The sequence below is a fragment of the Paenarthrobacter aurescens genome, assembly GCF_041549525.1.
Lineage (GTDB): Bacteria > Actinomycetota > Actinomycetes > Actinomycetales > Micrococcaceae > Arthrobacter > Arthrobacter aurescens.
This window is the reverse complement of the sequence record NZ_CP157456.1, coordinates 1323707-1338271: the sequence shown is the minus strand read 5'-3', so window position 1 is coordinate 1338271 and position 14565 is coordinate 1323707. Positions and strand designations below refer to the sequence as shown.

The 14565-nt window shown below is 63.1% G+C and carries 10 protein-coding genes; 6 read left to right on the top strand and 4 right to left on the bottom strand.

The window, feature by feature from the left end; genetic code table 11:
* Window positions 1-7: 7 nt before the first annotated feature.
* The 3 genes from ABI796_RS06350 to ABI796_RS06340 are packed head-to-tail and all read left to right on the top strand — an operon-like array spanning window position 8 to window position 5098.
* Window positions 8-1096, top strand: a complete 1089-nt coding sequence (locus ABI796_RS06350) for an AAA family ATPase (protein ID WP_141283009.1) — start codon at window positions 8-10, stop codon at window positions 1094-1096.
* A 13-nt stretch (window positions 1097-1109) separates the two neighbouring features.
* Window positions 1110-2609, top strand: coding sequence for a DUF58 domain-containing protein (locus ABI796_RS06345; protein WP_141283010.1), 1500 nt, complete (start codon window positions 1110-1112; stop codon window positions 2607-2609).
* The gene (locus tag ABI796_RS06340) at window positions 2606-5098 is read left to right on the top strand and encodes a DUF3488 and transglutaminase-like domain-containing protein (RefSeq protein ID WP_141283011.1); all 2493 of its coding nucleotides are present in this window, start codon (window positions 2606-2608) and stop codon (window positions 5096-5098) included. Before ABI796_RS06345 ends, ABI796_RS06340 begins: the two co-directional genes overlap by 4 nt.
* 127 nt (window positions 5099-5225) lie before the next feature.
* Here ABI796_RS06340 and ABI796_RS06335 read toward each other — a convergent pair whose 3' ends face one another.
* Entirely contained in the window at window positions 5226-6707 is a 1482-nt protein-coding gene (locus tag ABI796_RS06335; protein WP_141283012.1) for an NAD-dependent succinate-semialdehyde dehydrogenase, read from the bottom strand.
* Window positions 6708-6867: 160 nt separating this feature from the next.
* Window positions 6868-7737 (bottom strand): 16S rRNA (cytidine(1402)-2'-O)-methyltransferase, encoded by an 870-nt coding sequence (gene rsmI, locus ABI796_RS06330; protein ID WP_141283155.1) that lies wholly within the window; start codon window positions 7735-7737, stop codon window positions 6868-6870.
* Window positions 7738-8041: 304 nt separating this feature from the next.
* Here rsmI and ABI796_RS06325 point away from each other — a divergent pair, with 304 nt between their 5' ends.
* The 3 genes from ABI796_RS06325 (at window position 8042) to ABI796_RS06315 (ending at window position 12170) form a co-directional block, all read left to right on the top strand.
* Complete coding sequence (locus ABI796_RS06325; RefSeq protein WP_373092946.1) at window positions 8042-9697, top strand: dolichyl-phosphate-mannose--protein mannosyltransferase; 1656 nt, start codon at window positions 8042-8044, stop codon at window positions 9695-9697.
* A gap of 13 nt (window positions 9698-9710) precedes the next feature.
* Window positions 9711-11543, top strand: coding sequence for a long-chain fatty acid--CoA ligase (locus ABI796_RS06320; protein ID WP_141283014.1), 1833 nt, complete (start codon window positions 9711-9713; stop codon window positions 11541-11543).
* Window positions 11544-11699: 156 nt separating this feature from the next.
* Entirely contained in the window at window positions 11700-12170 is a 471-nt protein-coding gene (locus tag ABI796_RS06315; protein WP_141283015.1) for a hypothetical protein, read from the top strand.
* An 85-nt stretch (window positions 12171-12255) separates the two neighbouring features.
* Here the strand turns inward: ABI796_RS06315 and ABI796_RS06310 are convergent, their stop codons facing one another.
* Both ABI796_RS06310 and ABI796_RS06305 read right to left on the bottom strand, forming a co-directional pair.
* Entirely contained in the window at window positions 12256-13449 is a 1194-nt protein-coding gene (locus ABI796_RS06310) for a TIGR01906 family membrane protein (protein WP_141283016.1), read from the bottom strand.
* A 116-nt stretch (window positions 13450-13565) separates the two neighbouring features.
* The gene (locus ABI796_RS06305; RefSeq protein ID WP_141283017.1) at window positions 13566-14561 is read right to left on the bottom strand and encodes a stage II sporulation protein M; all 996 of its coding nucleotides are present in this window, start codon (window positions 14559-14561) and stop codon (window positions 13566-13568) included.
* Between the last annotated feature and the right edge of the window lie 4 nt (window positions 14562-14565).

The window sequence follows — 14565 nt, the reverse complement described above, 5'->3', positions numbered from 1 at the left end:
GCGATCCATGGAGTCCAAGCGACAAGTCACCGTTGAGCCTTCGCCTGTCCAGGCCGAGGCGTACAGCCCCCTGCCGCGGGATGGCGCGGGACTGAACGGTCATAGGCCGCACGTCATGGATGCGGAGCGGTTTCACGATGCCAGCCAGCGCATCCTCGGCTCCATCAACAAGGTCATTGACGGAAAGGCCGATGCTGCAAAGCTTGCCTTGACGGTCCTTCTTGCCCAAGGACACCTTCTTTTGGAGGACGTTCCGGGCGTGGGTAAGACCCTGCTGGCGAAGACGCTGGCGCGCAGCGTTGACTGCACGGTGTCCCGGATCCAGTTCACCCCTGACTTGCTGCCTTCGGATGTCACCGGTGTGTCCATCTACAACCAGTCTTCCCGGCAGTTCGAGTTCCGCCCGGGCGCTGTATTCGCGAACATCGTCATCGGCGACGAAATCAACCGCGCATCGGCAAAAACCCAGTCCGCGCTCCTGGAATGCATGGAAGAGCATCAGGTCACCGTGGACGGCCATTCGTACCAGCTGGGCTTGCCCTTCATGGTGGTGGCCACGCAGAATCCCATCGAAATGGAGGGCACGTATCCGCTGCCCGAAGCCCAGCGCGACCGTTTCATGGCACGAATTTCCATGGGGTATCCGGACAAGGATGCCGAGATTGAGATGTTGGAAACCCATCAGGCGTCCTCGCCCTTGGTCAAGGTGACCCCGGTGGTTACGGCCGCCGATGTCGCTGCGATGATCGCCACCGTCCAGCAGGTCTTTGTATCCACGGCCATCAAGGAGTACACAGTGGCCATTGGACGGGCAACACGTGAAAGTGCCCGTCTTCGCCTCGGCGCGAGTCCGCGTTCCTTGCTGCAGTTGTTGCGGGCAGCCAAAGCTACGGCGGCTTTGGATGGACGCGATTTTGTGCTCCCGGATGACGTTGTGGATGTGGCGGAGTCCGTGCTGGCCCACCGGATTATCCTGGACCGCAAGGCCGCAAGCTCCGGTGATACGCCGCAGAGCATCCTCAGGGGCATCTTTGCTTCCCTGCCCGTCGCGCAGGAACCGCCCGGCGCGTGGCGCAGGGACAGGCACAGCGTTTAGGAGACGTGGCCCAATGGCGCTCATGGATCGGCTGCCCAAGCACTTGTTTACCAACCGCGGCTGGGGGCTCCTGGCAGCCGGGGCCCTCGCACTGGGGTGCGCCTACGTCATGGGTAGGCGGGACCTGCTTTCGCTGGCTGTTTTTCTGTTCCTCCTCCCTCTCGTGGCGCTTGCCGGCGTCCGGGTGCTCAAACCCAAATTCCAGGTGTACCGGGAGTTCAATCCGTCCACGGTAGAGACATCCAGCACCACCACGGTCCGGCTGGCCGTGGCCCGTACTTCATCCGGCACGGGGCAGGTCATCATGGAGGAGCAGCTGCCTCCTCGCTTCGGCGAGCCACCTGCCTTCCGCTTTCCGGCCCGGTCAGCGTCGGGAGGGACCAGCCGCTATGAGTATCACCTTCGCTCAGGCAAACGGGGACAGTTCCGGATTGGACCGGTGACGGCAGAGTTCAGTGACCCGTTCGGCTTATCTCTGCGGCGGCATGCAATTGACGACGGCGACATCCTCACCGTGACCCCTGCCGCCGTCGAACTTCCCGTAACCGGGCTCGCCGGCGCCCGCGGCAACGACGGTGTGACGGCCACCCGCATCAGGGCCAATCCCAGCGATGATGACATCATGACCCGCGAGTACAGGCACGGTGATCCCATGCGCCGCGTCCACTGGGCCGCTACCGCCCGGCACGGTCAACTGATGGTGCGCCAGGAGGAATCGGTGACCACGCCGGAAGCCACCCTCATCATCGACCAGAGGCTCTCAGCGTTTGCCCCCGCCAACAGCTCCATCTTTGGAGGCCGCGATGAAGACTCGGACCTGGTGACCAGCATCAACTTTGAGTGGGCTGTTACGGCAGCTATGTCCATCTGCGCCCACTTGGCGGAACGGAGCTATGCACTGCGGCTCCTTGACTCGTTCGGCGGTCCGGCGTTCCGCCGTTCGCGCTCTGCTGCGGACCCGGATGCGGAGGAGTTCTCAGGGGCGGGCGGTCTTCAGGCAATCGCTGAGGCCTTGGCGGCGGTGGAGCTAAGCGGCCCCAGGCACGCCAGGGCCGAGCACCACCGGAACGAACACGCGGAATCAACCTTCGGTTCAGGGAACGGTTCAGGGAACGCTTCAAGGAATGCTTCAGGTAACAGGGAGAACTCCCCGTCCACGGCAGGTACGGAGAGTCCGGATTCACCTTTCAATGACCGCCTGATGGACAAACTTTCAGCACACAGACTGCGCGGCCCCTTGCTGGCTCTGGTGGGCAATCTAACGACCACTGAGGCCCGGGCTCTTGCTCCCGCGGCCGGGTACGGAGCCAATGCTTTCGCCTTGGTGATCACTGATGCTTCGCGGAACAACGAGGAAGTTCTGGAGATTTTGCGCCTGGCCGGTTGGAGGGCGGCTGCTGTGACGTCAAAGACCCAGTTGACTGCGGCCTGGTCAGCCTTCGATGCCGGCGAAATCGTTGCGGCCGCAGACGCAGCCATGGACGTACGTCGTGGAGCGGCGGTGCCCCGATGACCGCTACATCGCACCGGGGCTCCCCCGCTGCCCCGTCCCAAGCGGACGCCGCTGCCGGCACACCGTCAACCGGGAAGCCACGGCCGCAGGCCCCGGGCGCGGGACCTTATCCCTGGGCCATGGCAGGTTCCATCGCCGTGGCGGTTCTTGGCGCTGCACTGTCCCTGAACGGTGTCCTGAGGGGGTGGGCGTGGTTCATGCCGTTGATCACCACGGTGGTGGTGGTTTCGCTGACGCTTGCTGTGCTCCGGGCGCTCCGTGCCCAGCCGCTCTTGGTGACGTTGGCCTCGTTCGTTTCGCTGGCCGGCATTCTCAGCTTCATCTTCTGCCGCCAGGAAAGCCTCGCGGGCTTCATCCCCACCACCGAAACCTTCACCGCCGTCGGGCGCCATATCAGGCGGGCAGCAGAGACTGTGGTGTCCGAGAGCGCGCCTGTTGCACCCAACGCCGGGATCGTCTTTGTCATGTGCGCCTGCCTGGGCCTGTTGGTCATCCTGATCGACGCCCTGGCCGTTCCACTGTCCATGCCGGCCGCCAGCGGTATAGGTCTTTTGGCTGTCATGGTGGTCCCGGCCACCATCAAACCCCAGAGCGTGGGAGTGGCCGGATTCATCGGCGCGGCGGTGGGGTATTTGCTGATCCTGGGATGCAGCCACTGGTTCGCCCCGGACGCCAGACTGCAGTCCGGTTCGGGGCGGGGAACCGGACAGTTGAGGCGTTCGGTGGTTACGGGAGGGCTGGCGTTGGCTTTGACCATGACCGTCCCTTTGGCGATTCCAGGTTTTGAGACAGGTACTTTTCCGCAGGGCTCACGGCTTAGCCCGTGGGGAACCTCCAACGGGCTCAACCCCATGATCACCCTGGGCAACAGCCTCCGCAGTCCCACCGGTTCAGGGCGCATCACCTACGCCACCAGTGCCAGCACTCCCCTGTACCTCAGGTCCGTCACCATAGATAACTTCGACGGCGAAACCTGGGCCCCGAATGACCGTGCAGCAGAGCGCAGGCCAGGTGCGGACAGGATCGAGACCGGGTACGCAGTGCAGGGCGAGGTGGTCAATGCTGTGACCTCGGTCAACGCAGGCCTGTTCACCAGCCCCTACCTTCCCGCTCCTTTTGCTCCGGCGTCCGTGAATGGCCTCAACGGCCGGTGGACGTGGGATCCAGCCACCCTGAGCATCATGAGCACGGAGACCACTACGCGCGCGCAACGGTATGTGGTTTTCTCTGCAGCCCCCAAGATCACGGCACAGTCCTTGTCCCAAGCCACGGCCGTTCCGCAGGGTATTTCTGAAGACTTTCTGAGGATCCCGGGGAACCTTCCGGACATCGTGCGGCAGACGGCCGATTCTGTCACGGCCTCCGCAGGCAGCAATTACGGGAAGGCTCTGGCCATCCAGAAGTACCTGCGTTCAGGCGAGTTCACCTATTCCCTTCAGGCTCCCGTTCAGAACGGTTATGACGGCAATGGTCTCTCGGTCCTGGCTGACTTCCTCGCTGTGAAGAGCGGCTATTGCGTCCATTTCTCTTCCGCCATGGCGGTGATGGCCCGGGCAGAAGGTATCCCCAGCAGGATTGCGGTGGGTTACGCCCCCGGCCGTCTCACGGGTGAGTCGGTGGCCTTGGTGGGACAGGGTTCCTTCCCCGAATACGAGGTCGACGCCCGGGACGCCCACGCGTGGCCTGAGCTGTACTTCGAGGGCCTGGGGTGGGTCCCCTTTGAACCGACGCCATCACGCGGTGTGGTCCCCGAATACGCCACGGAAACGTCGGTGCCCAGCAACCTCAGCACCAATGCGGACGAGAAAGAGGTCCTCACCACACCGGCTCCCGCTCCAACACCGGCCGCTCCGCTCCCGGGCCTGGATACGCCCACGGCAGGTTCCTCGGGCGTGAACCCGTGGCCGGCAATCGGCGCGGCCGCAGCCGGGATCCTGGTGCTTGCCGGGTTCCTGTGCTCGCCCAGGCTGAGCAGGACCGTTCTCCGGCGACGCCGGCTCAACCAACGGCCACCGGAGGATTCGGACCTCCCGGACCCTATTGATCCGGCCCCTGAACTGGCGTGGGCGGAGTTGCAGGATCTCGCCACCGACTACGGTGTGCCCTCAACGCCCAGCGAGACACCGAGGAATTTCTCCGCCCGCCTGCGCTCCAGTTCCGCTCTTGGTGTCCGGGGAGGCCTCGACGACGCCGCCCACCAGGCAGTCGCGTCCCTCACCGCGGACTTCGAACGCCAACGTTATGGCCGTACGGCTACCTCCGCACCGGCAGCAGCCACCCGTATTGGGGTGGTCCGCGAATCACTGCGCAGCAATGCCCGCTGGTTGGTGCGCTTGCGCGCAGACTGGCTGCCGCCATCCATGATGCGCCGCTGGGTGGGCGCCCTTGGTGCGCCGTTCCGTGCGATGGGAAGGTTTGGGAGGGCTGCGGGAAGGACCGCAACACTGGCTTGGCGCAGGCTCAAGGGGCTGCTCCCCCAGCGTCGCTAGGTTCCGGACCGCTGATTGGGGTACAGACAGCAAAGGGCCCGACGCCGGAACTTGTGGTTCCGGGGCCGGGCCCCTGTGTTTGTCAGCCGTTCTTGTTGCGAGAGCGGCGAACCGGATCCAGTCCTGCCTAGTCGGCGTACGGGTCCGCGATACCTACGTACTGGGTGTAGAGGTACTCTTCGATGCCTTCGGAACCGCCTTCGCGGCCCAGACCGGACTGCTTGACGCCACCGAAGGGTGCTGCGGCGTTGGAGATCACGCCGGCGTTGAGGCCGAGCATGCCGGTCTCGATCCGCTCGCTGATGCGCAGTCCGCGGTTGAGGTCCTTGGTGAAGACGTAGGCAACCAGGCCGTATTCGGTGTTGTTGGCCAGACGGACGGCGTCGTCTTCGGTGGAGAAGGTGATGATGGGCGCTACCGGTCCAAAGATTTCTTCGCGCAGGATGCGAGCATCGGCGGCAACGTTCTTCAGCACGGTGGGCTGGTAGAAGTAGCCGGGGCCCTCGACGGCGGCACCACCGGTGACGGCAGTGGCACCTCCTGCTACGGCTTCGGACACCAGGGCGTGAACGCCGTCGCGGGCCTTGCCGTCGATCAGCGGGCCCACCTTGGATTCGGCCTCGGTACCGCGGGCGGTGGTCAGGGCACCGATCTTGGCGGCGAACTTCTCCGCGAAGGAATCGGCGATGGACTCGTGCACAATGAAGCGGTTCGCTGCGGTGCAGGCCTCGCCCATGTTGCGCATCTTGGCCGCGATGGCGCCTTCAACGGCCTTGTCCAGGTCGGCGTCCTCGAAGACGACGAACGGGGCGTTACCACCGAGCTCCATGGAGGTGCGCAGGACCTTGTCCGCGGCTTCGCGGATCAAGGCCTGGCCCACCGGGGTGGAGCCGGTGAAGGAGATCTTGCGGAGACGGTCATCCTTGATCAGCGGGCCCGTGACGGCGCCGGCGGTGGAGGTCTGGATGACGTTCAGGACACCAGCGGGCAGGCCGGCTTCCTGCATGACCTGTGCGAACAGCAGGCTGGTCAGCGGGGTCAGGTTGGCGGGCTTGAGCACCATGGTGCAGCCGGCAGCTACAGCGGGGGCGATCTTACGGGTAGCCATGGCCAGCGGGAAGTTCCACGGGGTGATCAGCAGGCAGGGACCCACCGGCTTCTTCTGCACCAGGAGGCGGTTCTTGCCATCCGGAGCTGCGGAGTAACGGCCGGACACGCGGACGGCTTCCTCGGAGAACCAGCGCAGGAACTCCGCACCGTAGGTGACTTCACCACGGGCTTCGGCCAGGGGCTTGCCCATTTCGAGGGTCATCAGCAGTGCGAAGTCTTCGGCACGCTCGGTGACCAGCTCGAAGGCGCGGCGCAGGATCTCGCCGCGTTCGCGCGGTGCGGTGCGGGCCCAATCGGCCTGGGCGGCAGCAGCGGCGTCGAGGGCGGCAGCGCCGTCTTCAGCACCGGCGTCGGAAATGCTGAGGAGTACTTTGCCCGTTGCCGGGTCCTCAACATCAAAGGTCTTTCCGGAACCGGCCGGGCGCCACTGACCGTTGATCAGCAGGCCGGTAGGGACGGAAGCCAGCAGTTCGCTTTCGCGTTCAACCGTGACAGTCATGGCGACTCCTTCGTCTAGGGTGCTTTGGAGAATTGCACCACTGGGGTTCGTTGCCGGAAGTGGCTTGAATTACTGCCACGGTACTGCCCCGCGAGAAGCAGTGTCTACGCCTTCACGCACTGCCACATGGTCGCTGATTTGTGCAGGTGCACAGCTTGAGTCAGCGTGCCGCGAGAACCGCCGAGTAGAGCTCGCGCTTGCTGACACGGGCGTCCTCGGCCACTGCTGCTACGGCTTCCTTCAACCGGATGCCCTGGGAAATGAGCTCGTTAACGGCTGCCACGTGGTCCTCCGGTTTGCCCGGCTCCTGTTCGGGCGCACCGCCCACTACCACTGCGATCTCACCGCGGACCTCGTTGTTCTCCGCCCACTCCAGCAGTTCACGCAGGCTGCCGCGGATGACTTCCTCATAGGTCTTGGTCAGCTCACGGCAAACCGCTGCGCGGCGATCCGATCCGAAGCGCTCATGGAGTGCCCGCAACATTACTTCGAGCCTGTGCGGGGCCTCAAAGAAAACCATGGTGCGGCGTTCGTCTGCCAGGTCTGCAAGACGCGAGTTCCGGTCCCCTGACTTCCGGGGCAGGAATCCTTCGAAGCAGAAACGGTCGGTGGGCAAACCGGACAGTGCCAGAGCCGTCAGTACTGCGGAGGGACCAGGAACCGCAGTGACTGTCAGCCCGGCAGCAACCGCACCCTCCACCAGACGGAATCCGGGGTCCGAGACTGCCGGCATGCCGGCGTCGCTGACCATCAGGATGGTCTTGCCCGCGCGGACGTGGTCCAGCAATTCACCGGTCTTGGCCACTTCATTGTGCTCGTGATAGCTGATGACGCGTCCGGTGACTTCAACGCCGAGGGAAGTGACCAGCCGGTGCAAACGCCGCGTGTCTTCCGCGGCCACAATGTCCGAGGTTCCAAGGAGCTCAATCAGACGCGCAGAAGCGTCCCCAACGTTGCCAATAGGCGTTGCCGCCAGGACAATCCTGCCGACGCCGGGGGTTGCCCCTGAAGCAGAAGGTGCTGCTTCCAGGGAGTCGTCAAAAGGAGCATCGTCAGGGGTGCCGCGTTGTTCGTCCACCTGCCAAGCCTAATGCCGAGCGGGGTTCAAAGATGCAGCAGCCGGGTTCAGGGATACAGCAAGGATGGAAAGGTAGCATGGGCGGGTGAACCAGTCGCCCGTTCCTGCCACCGCTTCCGGATCCCCGGCAGGGTCCCCTGCAACCCCGGCCACCCCGGAACCAGGCGACTCAACGGTGAAGGAGAGCCACGGACTACCGGAATCCCAGCAGCCCTCCGGCGCTGAACGTGCAGGTGGCGCTTGGGCCGGCACCGCTTTGTCCCGCCGCTTCCGGACGGGTCGAGGACTGGAGGGGCACCGTTGGATTGCGCGGCCATCCGAGGCCTACACCGCCCAGGCCCTGAAGGAACGTTTGATGGGCGAAGTCCGGAGTTGGAGGGACTACCCGGCGTCGTTGCGCTTGTGGTTCTGGCTGATCCCCACTCTCACAGCCATTCTGGGCGGCATCCTGCGATTCTTCCGGCTGGATGCACCGCGCAGCCTGGTTTTTGATGAAACCTACTACGTCAAGGATGCCTACTCCTATGTGGTGAGCGGTTACGAACGCAGTTGGCCGGCAAATGCCAATGACTCCTTCATTGCCGGAAACCCCAATGTCCTCCTCAACACTCCTGAGTACGTTGTCCACCCGCCCGTGGGCAAGTGGATGATTGCCTTCGGCATGTGGCTCTTCGGTGGAGACAACCCCTTTGGGTGGCGGTTCAGTGCAGCTTTGGCGGGCACACTGACGGTGTTCCTGGTTTCACTCATCGCGCTGAAGCTGTTCCGCTCCCACACCCTCGGTGCTGTTGCCGGGCTATTGTTGGCAATCGACGGCCATCATCTGGTGCTCTCCCGGACGTCGCTGCTGGATATTTTCCTGGCCCTTTGGATTCTTGCCGCTTTCGGTGCCCTGTTGATGGATCGCGACGACGGCCGCCGTCGTCTGGCATCCCGGCTCGCCGCGCAAGCGGCTGCTTCGCCCGGGGGCCGCCCGGCACCCACGCAACTGGTGGCAGGTCCTTGGCTCGGTATGCGGTGGTGGCGCCTGGTTGCTGGTCTCTGCCTCGGCCTTGCCGTGGGGACCAAATGGTCGGCACTGTTCTTCGTAGCTGTCTTCGGCATCATGACCGTGCTCTGGGATATGAACGCCCGGCGCATTGCCGGAATCCGGAGCTGGTTCAGCGCCGGCGTCATTAAGGACGGCCTGCCCGCGTTCGTCACCATTATTCCGGTCGCCGCAGTGACTTATGTGGCAACGTGGACGGGTTGGTTCCTTTCCAAGGACGCGTATTACCGGCAATGGGCCGCCACCAACCCTGCCCCGGGCTGGGATTGGCTGCCCAACTCCGTGCGATCCTTGGCCCACTACCACCTTGAAGCGTACAAATTCCATCAGGGTCTCAGCTCAGACCACCCTTATGAGTCCAGTCCGTGGACCTGGCTCATCATGGGCCGACCCACCTCATTCTTCTACCAGACGCCCAAGCAAGGCACTCCCGGCTGTGTTGTTGAGACGTGTTCTTCGGCCATCCTGCCTGTAGGAAATCCGGTGGTGTGGTGGGGCGGGACCATCGCACTGGTCATTGTGCTGTTCTGGTGGGCCGGCCGCCGCGACTGGCGTGCCGGTGCCATCCTCGCCGGCGTGGCCGCCGGCTACCTTCCGTGGTTCATGTACCCGGAACGGACCATGTTCATCTTCTACGCTGTGTCCTTTGAACCGTTCCTGGTTCTGGCCCTGACGTATGTGCTGGGGCTGGTTTTGGGACGCAGCGGCGACCCCGTCTGGCGTCGAAGGTCCGGGCTGTACATTGTGGCTTTGGTCCTGGTGTTGGCCGTGCTGGCCACCGCGTTCTTCTATCCTGTGCTCACAGCGGAAGTCATCAGCTACCAGGAATGGCGGATGAGAATGTGGATGCCATCGTGGATTTAGGAGGAGGCAAACAGTGAGGGAAGCAAGCACGGAACTTCTGGTCGAAGCGGACCCGGACAGCAACGTGACGGACCTCCTCCTGGAACGCTGCCACAAGGATCCTTTCGGTAACCTGTACGCACACAAGACGGCGAACGGCTGGCTGAACGTGTCCGCGGCGAGGTTCCTCGCCGATGTCACTGCCTTGGCCAAGGGCTTGATTGCGGGCGGGCTCAACCCCGGGGATCCTGTGGCTGTTTTGTCCCGCTCAAGCTTTGAATGGACGCTGGTGGACTTCGCCATCTGGATGGCCGGCGGCGTCACGGTTCCCATTTATGAGACGTCCTCTGCGAGCCAGATCGAGTGGATCCTCGCCGATTCCGGAGCCCGGCGCATCTTCGTGGAGGACACCGCCAAAGCAGAACTCGTCCACGCCTTGGTGGAGCAATCCGCCGTTCTTGGCGAGGATCCCGTGACCATCATCCGGATGGAGCACGACGGCGATGCACCCAACCTGACCAGCGTCTCCGCGGTGGGGGTGGGCATTATGGACAGCGAACTCGAGCGTCAGCGCAGCGCAGCAAATCTGGCCAGCGTAGCCTCAATCGTGTACACCTCCGGAACCACGGGCAAGCCCAAAGGCTGCGAAATTACCCACGGCAATTTTGTCCTTGTGGCGCGGAATGTCATCCCGTTCCTGCCCGAGCTCCTCATGCAGGAGGGCGCCCGGACGCTGATGTTCCTGCCCTTGGCGCACGTCCTCGCCCGGGCAGTCCAGGTTGTCTGCCTCACCGCCGGTATCACTTTGGGGCACAGTGCCGGGGCCAGTGGCCTCATGGCTGACCTTGGATCCTTCAAGCCCACTTTCCTGCTGGCTGTCCCCCGCATCTTCGAGAAGGTCTACGCCGGTGCCAGCCACAAGGCGGCCATGGGCGGCAAGTCTGCCCTGTTCACGGCAGCCTCCGCTGCCGCGGTGCAATACTCGACGGCGGTGGACCTCGCCGCCCGTGGCGAGGGGCCGGGTCCGGGCTGGCTCCTGGGCCTGAAGCATTCCACCTTCAACAAGCTCCTCTACCCCAAGGTGAGGGAACTGTTCGGCGGCGACGTCGGCTATACCGTTTCCGGTGCCAGCCCCCTTAGCCTCCGGGACAACCACTTTTTCCATGGCGCCGGTGTTCCTGTTCTTGAGGGCTATGGGCTGACGGAGACCACCGCGCCCTGCACCGTCAATACGCCCAGCATGTCCAGGATCGGTACGGTGGGGATTCCCCTGCCGGGAACCACCATCAGGGTGGCCCAGGACGGGGAGGTGCTGGTCAAGGGCATTGGCGTCTTCAAGGGCTATCACAACAATGACGAGGCCACCCGGGCTGCTTTTGTTGACGGCTTCTTCCGCACCGGCGATCTGGGCGAGCTCGACGCCGATGGTTTCCTCACCATCACCGGCCGGAAGAAGGACCTCCTGGTCACCGCTGGAGGCAAGAACGTGGCCCCGGCTCCCCTGGAGGAGAAGCTGCGTGAACACCCTTTGGTGGGACAGGCAGTGGTGGTTGGCGATGGCCGGCCGTTCGTGGCGGCCCTGATCGGTTTGGACCCTGAGGGCCTTGCCGACTGGTGCGCGGAGAACAAGCTGGGGGTCCTCTCCCCCGAGGAAGCCGCGTCCGATGACCGGGTGAAGGCAGCCGTTCAGTCTGCAGTGGACGAGGCCAACAAGCTCGTCTCAGCTGCTGAGTCCATCAAGAAGTTCGCATTCATCACGGCGGAGCTCAGCGTCGAGTCCGGGCACCTGACGCCGTCACTGAAACTGAAGCGGGCCGCGGTGCTCAGCGACTTCTCAGCGGCAGTGGAAAAGCTGTACCAGAAGTAGCGGCTCCACCTAGGCCGCCCTAAAGCACCACCTAGCCCTATCAATTCAGCACCTAATTCGGTCCAAATCGCCACCTAATTCGCTGTTCCCTTATCTAGGGGTCCGTGTGCGGCCCGTAGCGTTGCCCTCACGAACCACACGTTAAAGGGGGAACTCATGGCAACACCATCAGGCCTACCAACACCGGCGCTTTACTACTCACGTGTCCGGGCTACCTTGGTACCGCGGATTGTGGGTTATGCGATGGTTGCGCTCGGCCCTGTGCTGTTCGTTCTGGCCATCCTGAAGAACACGCCAGAGGTGCTCTTCGTACCGCTGGTCACCACCACAGCTGGTTCATTCGTCGCGCTAATGACAGTCACCGTCAAGGTCGACCAGCACAACGTCATGATCGCCTTCTGCGACATCTTCAAACGGACATTGCCCAGGGATGACATCGCAACGGTGACCACCGACAACGCGGCCGGTCCCAGCGGCTACGGATTTCGATATATGGGGCCCGGCATGGTCGCTTACCTCGTCGGCGGTCCCGAGATCAATATCGAAATGAAAAACCGCAAGACCGTCCTCGCCAGCACTAACAAACCCGAAACCCTCATCAGCATTCTTACCGGGTCAACCAGCTAGAAGAGCAGAACACGTTGTCCCACAAACCGCCCCTGCTGCTCCTGTAATTCGCAACTGCGGCCCATCCAGCAGTACGGTACCTCGACTAGCGTGTGGCGTCCGTTGTGTCCTTGGACAGGCTGGCATCCTCAGGCGTTTCGTCCGAAAGCTCTGCATTCTCGTCCGCGGCCTCCTGCTTGTCCGCAAGGCCACGACGCCGCTTGGTGGGCCACGTGAAGATGAACGTCAGCGTCGCTGCAAGGAACACCAGAGCGCCGATCACGATGCCCGCATCAATCCAGAACTGGCCCGGGAAGAGGCGGATGAGCGTGTCTTCCAGCGAGAAGGTCCACGTTCCATTGGCGAAGAAGATCCGGTGGAACTCTGTGAAGAACTGCTGCCAGCTCAGGGCAGCCAGGACTGTGAGACCAATGATGATGACCAACGTGACGATTGAGCCTGCAAACAGACCTCGCCGGATTCCGCCGTTGCTTCGCTTGCGCAGATACAGGATGGCGATGATGCTGAGGATGATGAGCAGGAGACCTGCCCCAAAGGAGGACAGGATGACCAGCTTCACGTCGGCCATATGGGAGACTTCGCTGTCCGTGAAGAGCTTCTCACCGTCCTGGTTGACCAAGCCTCCCAGGTAGCGCGGGCCGGCCCAGTTGCTGAGGTAGTCCACGGCATAGGAACCATAGGTCATGCGGTCATCAGTGCTGAAGCCATATCCGTCGCCGGGGAATCCCGGACGGTTGTATTCCACCCACAGGAACAGCGGACTGGTAACTGCCCGAACGGCGAGCACCAGGAGAATGACGGGGTAGAAAACAGCCAGCAGCACCTGGAAAATTCGTGGCCCAATGGGTTTGACCTTTGCTGCTTGCTCGCGCTCGGCATTTCGCCGCGCAACTTCATCGTCCGGTGGACGGATCTGAAGGGCCGACGTCGGCAAAGGTTCCGAATAGTGCGACGACGCCTTGGGGGTGGACGCCTCCGCAAGGGTGTCGGCGAACAAGGGAGTTTCAGTACCGGCATCAGCGGCCTCAGCAGCTTTGCGGTCCGCTCGGCTCTCCGGCTGACCGTTGGCCGGCGTCGCAGTTGAGGAAGTCGCTGCCGGTTTTGCTGCCACGGGTGTGGCCCCGGTGTTGGCTGCAGGAGTGGCCTCGGTAGAGCCACCGGACGTCTTCGGCTTCATCCAGTCGAAGGCCGGTTCGTTGGGGTCCTCGTGGACGTCCGTGTCCGGTTCGTGTGGTGTTGGGCTCTTGTCGCTCACAGCGGGGTTCACTTCCGTAGGCATCCACCGGCGATTGCTTGCTGCCGGCTCTCTTGTCTGCATTCGAGCCTACCGCCCGGCATGTCAGAGACACGCGGTGCCACCCCGCCTGCGACCAGATTGAAACGTAACTGTAAGCTCTACGCCGCGATGCTGCGGTAGCCGGCGTCGTTGGCGTCCATATCCCCCGTCACGCCGGCGCGGACGGCCTTCCCGCCCAGAATCAGGGTGTACACCCAGTAGCCGGCCAGAACCAACGCGCCTATGGTGATCTTGGCCCAGACCGGGAGCGGGCTGGGCGTGACAAAGCCTTCCACAATGCCGGAGACCAGCAGGACAAGGACCAACCCCATGGCGATGGTGATCAGTGAACGGCCCTCATCAGCCACGGCCTGCAGCCTCGTCCTCGGGCCCGGCCGCACCATGGCCCAGAAAATCTTGAGTCCCGCAGCACAGGCTATAAAGACGGCCGTGAGTTCCATAAGGCCGTGCGGAAGGATGTAGCTGAAGAAAATATCCATTTTGCCGGTGGCAAGGAAAAGTCCGGCAGCAATTCCCAACCCCTGCGCATTCATGAACAGGATGAAGGGCACCCAAAAGCCGGTAACCCCGAAAGCTACGGCTTGGGCGGAAATCCAGGCGTTGTTGGTCCACACCTGTCCGGCGAAGGACGCCGCGGGATTCTCGGAGTAGTAGTCAATGAAGTCCTCCTCCACGTACTGCTGGACTCTTTGGTCGCTGGAGGCAACGGCCCTCAATGCCTCCGGTGAGGTTCCAATCCACAGAGCGTAGGCACCCGCTACCAACACAAAGGCGAGTCCGCACCAGAGGGTCAACCACCGGATTCGGTAGAACGCGGCGGGGAGGGAAATGACGAAGAATCGTGCCAGATCCTCCATGAAATTGGAACGGGCCCCGGTAAAACGCGTCCGTGCCTGGGCCAGCGCTGCGGACAAGGATGCCGACAACCCCGTTTCCGGTGCCACTGAACGGATCAGGGAAAGGTGCCCGGACACAGTTTGGTACAGGCGCAGCAGTTCGTCCGCCTCGGCTCCGTTAAGCCTGCGCTTATGCGCCAGGAAGTGAAGCCGCGACCATTTGTCCCCATGTACGGCCGAGAAGGCATCAATGTCCACGCCA

What these genes read in the sequence shown, in the direction of transcription:
- ABI796_RS06350 (WP_141283009.1), top strand. Translation starts at nt 8, where the DNA reads ATGGAGTCCAAGCGACAAGTCACCGTTGAGCCTTCGCCTGTCCAGGCC.
- ABI796_RS06345 (WP_141283010.1), top strand. Translation starts at nt 1,110, where the DNA reads ATGGCGCTCATGGATCGGCTGCCCAAGCACTTGTTTACCAACCGCGGC.
- ABI796_RS06340 (WP_141283011.1), top strand. Translation starts at nt 2,606, where the DNA reads ATGACCGCTACATCGCACCGGGGCTCCCCCGCTGCCCCGTCCCAAGCG.
- ABI796_RS06335 (WP_141283012.1), bottom strand. Translation starts at nt 6,707, where the DNA reads ATGACTGTCACGGTTGAACGCGAAAGCGAACTGCTGGCTTCCGTCCCT.
- ABI796_RS06315 (WP_141283015.1), top strand. Translation starts at nt 11,700, where the DNA reads ATGGCAACACCATCAGGCCTACCAACACCGGCGCTTTACTACTCACGT.
- ABI796_RS06310 (WP_141283016.1), bottom strand. Translation starts at nt 13,449, where the DNA reads ATGCCTACGGAAGTGAACCCCGCTGTGAGCGACAAGAGCCCAACACCA.